The sequence below is a fragment of the Bacillus sp. A015 genome, assembly GCF_053851875.1.
In genome coordinates this window covers 1-4,558 of the sequence record NZ_JBSPZB010000043.1, presented here as the reverse complement: position 1 = coordinate 4,558, position 4,558 = coordinate 1, and the positions used below count along the sequence as shown (strand labels likewise).

The following is a 4,558-nucleotide window of genomic DNA, read 5'->3' as shown; positions in this document are numbered from 1 at the left end:
CTTGTCCCCATAGAAAAAACACCTCCACGTCTTATTTCGGATAACAACGATCCGTTTTCAAACTTGAAGGTGTTTTTTATTTGTCTCATCTTATGGGGTCAGTCCCTTTCGAAAAACGGCGGTTTCTTTTCAGGTCGGTTCATCTACCTATCGAATGCCACTTATTGTTTCATTTCTCTTGATTGGTTTTTTCATTTGGATTGCTGAAAATGTCACTACCTTTTTAGGGGCATGGCAATATCCAAATCAACAGCACGCTTGGTCTCTCGTACATCTAGGGAAAATCAGTTCATGGTTTTTACTTGTTGTCATCAGTATTGTTCTGGTGATCGAACAACGCAAACAAAAAAATGTTCAGCCCATTTGACCTGGCTGAACGCTTTTTTTAATCTCGATCGACTTCCTTGCGGAGATCATCTGCGACAAATTCCACATTCGTTCCAATGATGATTTGTACGGATGTTTTCCCTGAAGTCAGTACCCCTTTGGCACCTGCTTTTTTCAATGTGCCTTCGTTCAATAAATTCGTATCCTCTACTGTTAAGCGAAGGCGGGTGGCACAATGATCAATGGTGGTGATATTGTCTTTGCCGCCAAGCCCCTCTACGAGCATACTCGCTCCGGCAGTATTTGCATCATCTGATGGGGTATCTTCAATGTCATCATCTTCTCTGCCCGGTGTTTTCAGCTTTAACAGTTTAATGAGGAAATAGAAGACAACAAAGTAGATAACACCATAAATCACTCCAACCACAAGCAGCATGATTGGTTTTTGAGCAATGCCAAAGCTTAAGACGTAATCAATCGCACCTGCTGAAAAGGCGAAGCCGCTATGAATCCCCAGGGTGTTCACGATAAAGAGCGAAAGACCAGTTAATATAGCATGGACACCATATAAAAGTGGAGATAAAAACATAAATGAAAATTCAATTGGTTCTGTGATCCCTGTAATAAATGACGTTAGCGCCATTCCAATCATCAAACCAGCTGTTGCTTTTCGCTTTTCTGGCTTTGCTGTTACAATCATGGCTAGACATGCCGCTGGCAGTCCAAACATCATCACTGGGAAGAACCCGGTCATAAAGACGCCTGCACTTGGATCTCCTTTAAAGAATCGCGCTAAGTCCCCTGTTGCCCCGTTGAAGTCCCCAAATTGAAACCAGAATAAGTTATTAAGCACATGGTGAAGTCCTAGTGGAATGAGCAATCGGTTAAAGAAACCAAACAGCCCCGCACCCGTTGCACCAAGACTTAAAATCCATTCCCCTAAATCATTGATCACACTTTGAATCGGGGGCCATACATAACCGAAAACGGCTGCTAATAGAATGGTGAAAAGTGCTGTCATAATTGGCACAAGCCGTCTTCCGCTAAAGAAGCCTAAGTATTCCGGCAGTTTTGTATCCTTAAATTGATTGTAAACGTAACCTGCCAAAAGCCCGCATAAAATACCGCCCAATACCCCCATATTATTGGTTGAGTTAATCGACGTTGTACCAGCTGACAAAATGAAATAAGAGATGGCTCCTGATAACGCCGCTGCTCCGTTACCATCCTTTGAAATGCCGATCGCCACACCCATTGCAAAAATTAAAGCCAAATTCGCAAAAATTGCATTTCCTGCCGCATGAATAAACGGGATATTGAATACATCCTCCCGTCCAATGGCCAAAATAATGCCTGCTGCAGGAAGCACAGCGATTGGAAGCATAAATGATTTTCCTAACTTTTGAAAAAATTGAAACACCATCTGATTTCTCCCCCCTTCGTCATCATCATGAACAAATCTCTCATGATGTTCATAAAAAATATATCATATGCACATCTAGTTATCTATACCAATTTGTCCACATCTACTAGAAATCCCGCCCTTTACTCTTTTAGCATAAAATGTGGTAAGCTATTGAATAGAATGAAGTTATAGAAAGCGGGAATGAACAGTGATTGTCAAACATGATCATGAGTTAGAAGCCTTAAAAAAAGTCGGCCGAATTGTCGCTTTGGCAAGAGAAGAAATGAAAAGCCAAGCGAAGCCAGGCATGTCTACAAAGGAATTAGATTTGATTGGGAAAAAAATATTAGAAGAGCATGGGGCCAATTCAGCGCCTGAAAAGGAATATGACTTTCCTGGCACCACTTGTATTAGCGTGAACGATGAAGTCGCACATGGTATTCCAAGTGAAAAAACCATTTTACAAGAGGGCGACCTCATTAATATTGATATCTCAGCAGAGCTTGACGGATATTACTCCGATACTGGAATTTCATTCGTACTAGGTACAGGTGATGCTCGGCTTGAAGCATTATGCCAGTGTGCGGAGGATGCATTCCTTGAAGGCTTAAAGCATGCAAAAGCCGGTAAAAGACAAAACCAAATTGGCCGTGCGGTTTACAATACCGCCAAAGAACAAGGTTTTACAGTGATTAAAAACCTGACAGGACACGGCATTGGGAAAAGTCTACACGAGGCACCAAACCATATTTTGAATTATTATGATCCATTCGATAATGCTTTGTTTAAGAATGGCACAGTCATTGCCTTTGAACCTTTTATTTCAACAAATGCTGAATCCATTTATCAGGCCGATGATGGCTGGACATTTAAAACGCCAGATAAAAGCCTGGTGGCACAGATTGAACATACCATTGTGATCACAAAAGATGAACCGATTATTTTAACAAAGCTGTAAGTCAATCCATCCTCTCCTTTCACTGGAGGGGTTTTTTTCGTACCCCTTTCACGAATATGTCACGACTAAACAAAAACGCCTGTGGTAAAATAGGCAAAGATATGCGAAAGGGGTCTTATTTGATATGTGGTTCATCATCATTGGTGTCATCTTTTTCATCGAAAGTATTATCTTAACGGTTGTGGGTCTCAAGAAAAAACAATCCATGATGACATATCTTGGTGTTGTCATCATGATTATGACGATCGGGATGATCATTGTCACCCTCAATCCACCCAATTCATAATTCACCATTTCCAGCATATACATGCACCATAGGCAGATAGAATCAGTTTTCATTTCTTAACACCTGCACACTTTTCACGTCCTTTTTGAGATGTTACAATGCTGGCAGTTCCAATTGAAAGGAGTTTTCTATCATGCATTATGGTAGCAAAGGCTGGTATGTCGAAGAATTAAAGAAGCTTGGTGTGACCAAGCATGAAGGAAGAAAGCTTCAAAGCTTAAAAACTTATTTCCTTGCAAATCTTCTTGAGCAAAAGAAATCAAGCTCATAAACGCTGAAAAGCCGTACATCTTGTGCTGATGTACGGCTTTTTTTAAATATGCTGGATTCGTTTTTCTAAAGACTTCCTCACTGCATCTGCCAAGGCATCTACTTCAAGAACGGCTTTCAGCCTCTGTGGATCTGCTTGACGATATTTGACTTCGTTGACTTCATGGACCGTGATGTGATGGGGTGCTTTTTCTACTAAAACAAAAGATTCATCAGGCGAGACCATTCCTTCTTTCAATACACGCAAATAAAAGCCTGTATACCCAGTTTGCTGCACTTCCTTCACAAGCTTCATGTTGCCGTGCTTAAGGGATAGCTTCACACATGGCTGTCTTGGCTGACTAACCTCAACAAGCGCTTCTCCAAGCTGAAACACATCTCCAATGCACACCTTTGTCTCCACAAGCTGATGCACTGTCAAGTTCTCGCCGAAGGCCGCCTCCTGTAACGAAACACCTAAAAATTGCTCAAAGTAATCATAATGATCATATGGAAAGACGCAGATCGCTTTATCATAGCCCCCGTGATGAACCAAATCACCTTGCCCATCTCCCTCAAAATTGAGCTTGCTCAAATACACAGGTTCATGAATACGCCTTTTGTTGATGGCTGTTTTGATTTCTTTTCCATTTGCATTAGTGGTGATAGGTTGTCCTACTTGAATTCCTTCTATGTCGTACCTTTTCTGTCCCACTATGACCATCTCCTTTGTGTTGTCTCATGACTATTATTTTACATCGTTAGACAATTAAATCATAGTCGATGCGTGAAGGTCAGATACAGGCTATGGTACGATGAGAAAAAAGGAGAGATGATATTGGTTCATTATCACGCCATTGTAAAAGGACGAGTGCAAGGGGTCGGATTTCGTTATTTTGTGCAAGGAGAAGCCGTCAATCGTGGGATGAAAGGCTGGGTACGCAACACAGATGAAGGTCATGTCGAGTTAAAGGTAGAAGGTGAGCAGCAGGAGGTGCTTGATTTCTTAGAGACCGTTCGAAAAGGAAGCCCTTTTTCAAAAGTCACAGATATGCAGATGGAGCCGCTCACCGAATTAGCTCATTATAAGGATTTTCGCATCAAGGGATGAAGTTTTCATAAAAAAACCTAGCTTTCGCTAGGCCAGGCTGTCGAGAAAATCTCGACAGCTTTATTTTTCCCTTAAAATTTACATCTCCTCATTTTATAATAGAGAAAAGCTGACTAAAGGAAGGTGTTTTTCTCATGTTCCACACTAGAAATTCTTCTCAGTACGAAGCCGAATTTGTATTGCTAGATCAACTGGTCGAAGAGGATCACCTGCTTCGTAAAA

At 41.4% G+C, this 4,558-nt stretch carries 6 protein-coding genes and 1 pseudogene; 5 read left to right on the top strand and 2 right to left on the bottom strand.

From position 1 onward, the window contains the following. Window positions 1–106 precede the first annotated feature (106 nt). A pseudogene (locus tag ACSLGF_RS18680) lies at window positions 107–367 on the top strand (DUF817 family protein); the annotation flags it as partial. 18 nt (window positions 368–385) lie between these two features. On the opposite strand, the gene nagE reads toward ACSLGF_RS18680, so the two are convergent. Continuing rightward, entirely contained in the window at window positions 386–1,750 is a 1,365-nt protein-coding gene (gene nagE / locus ACSLGF_RS18675) for an N-acetylglucosamine-specific PTS transporter subunit IIBC (protein WP_456007803.1), read from the bottom strand. A gap of 190 nt (window positions 1,751–1,940) precedes the next feature. Between nagE and map the strand changes: the two genes are divergently transcribed. The 3 genes from map to ACSLGF_RS18660 all read left to right on the top strand — a co-directional run bounded on the left by map (window position 1,941) and on the right by ACSLGF_RS18660 (window position 3,247). Beyond that, entirely contained in the window at window positions 1,941–2,690 is a 750-nt protein-coding gene (map, locus tag ACSLGF_RS18670; RefSeq protein ID WP_008341769.1) for a type I methionyl aminopeptidase, read from the top strand. Between the two features lie 124 nt (window positions 2,691–2,814). Further along, the gene (locus ACSLGF_RS18665) at window positions 2,815–2,976 is read left to right on the top strand and encodes a hypothetical protein (RefSeq protein ID WP_099727680.1); all 162 of its coding nucleotides are present in this window, start codon (window positions 2,815–2,817) and stop codon (window positions 2,974–2,976) included. A gap of 133 nt (window positions 2,977–3,109) precedes the next feature. Further along, window positions 3,110–3,247: a YflJ family protein gene (locus tag ACSLGF_RS18660; RefSeq protein WP_106033234.1), complete on the top strand. Its 138-nt coding sequence runs from the start codon at window positions 3,110–3,112 to the stop codon at window positions 3,245–3,247. Between the two features lie 42 nt (window positions 3,248–3,289). Here the strand turns inward: ACSLGF_RS18660 and ACSLGF_RS18655 are convergent, their stop codons facing one another. After that, window positions 3,290–3,940, bottom strand: coding sequence for an MOSC domain-containing protein (locus ACSLGF_RS18655; RefSeq protein WP_456007800.1), 651 nt, complete (start codon window positions 3,938–3,940; stop codon window positions 3,290–3,292). Between the two features lie 123 nt (window positions 3,941–4,063). Here ACSLGF_RS18655 and ACSLGF_RS18650 point away from each other — a divergent pair, with 123 nt between their 5' ends. Then, the gene (locus tag ACSLGF_RS18650) at window positions 4,064–4,336 is read left to right on the top strand and encodes an acylphosphatase (RefSeq protein ID WP_456007798.1); all 273 of its coding nucleotides are present in this window, start codon (window positions 4,064–4,066) and stop codon (window positions 4,334–4,336) included. Window positions 4,337–4,558 lie beyond the last annotated feature (222 nt).

Excerpts from the sequence above, each read along its gene's own strand:
- ACSLGF_RS18665 (WP_099727680.1), top strand. The coding sequence starts at position 2,815 with ATGTGGTTCATCATCATTGGTGTCATCTTTTTCATCGAAAGTATTATC.
- nagE (WP_456007803.1), bottom strand. The coding sequence starts at position 1,750 with ATGGTGTTTCAATTTTTTCAAAAGTTAGGAAAATCATTTATGCTTCCA.
- ACSLGF_RS18660 (WP_106033234.1), top strand. The coding sequence starts at position 3,110 with ATGCATTATGGTAGCAAAGGCTGGTATGTCGAAGAATTAAAGAAGCTT.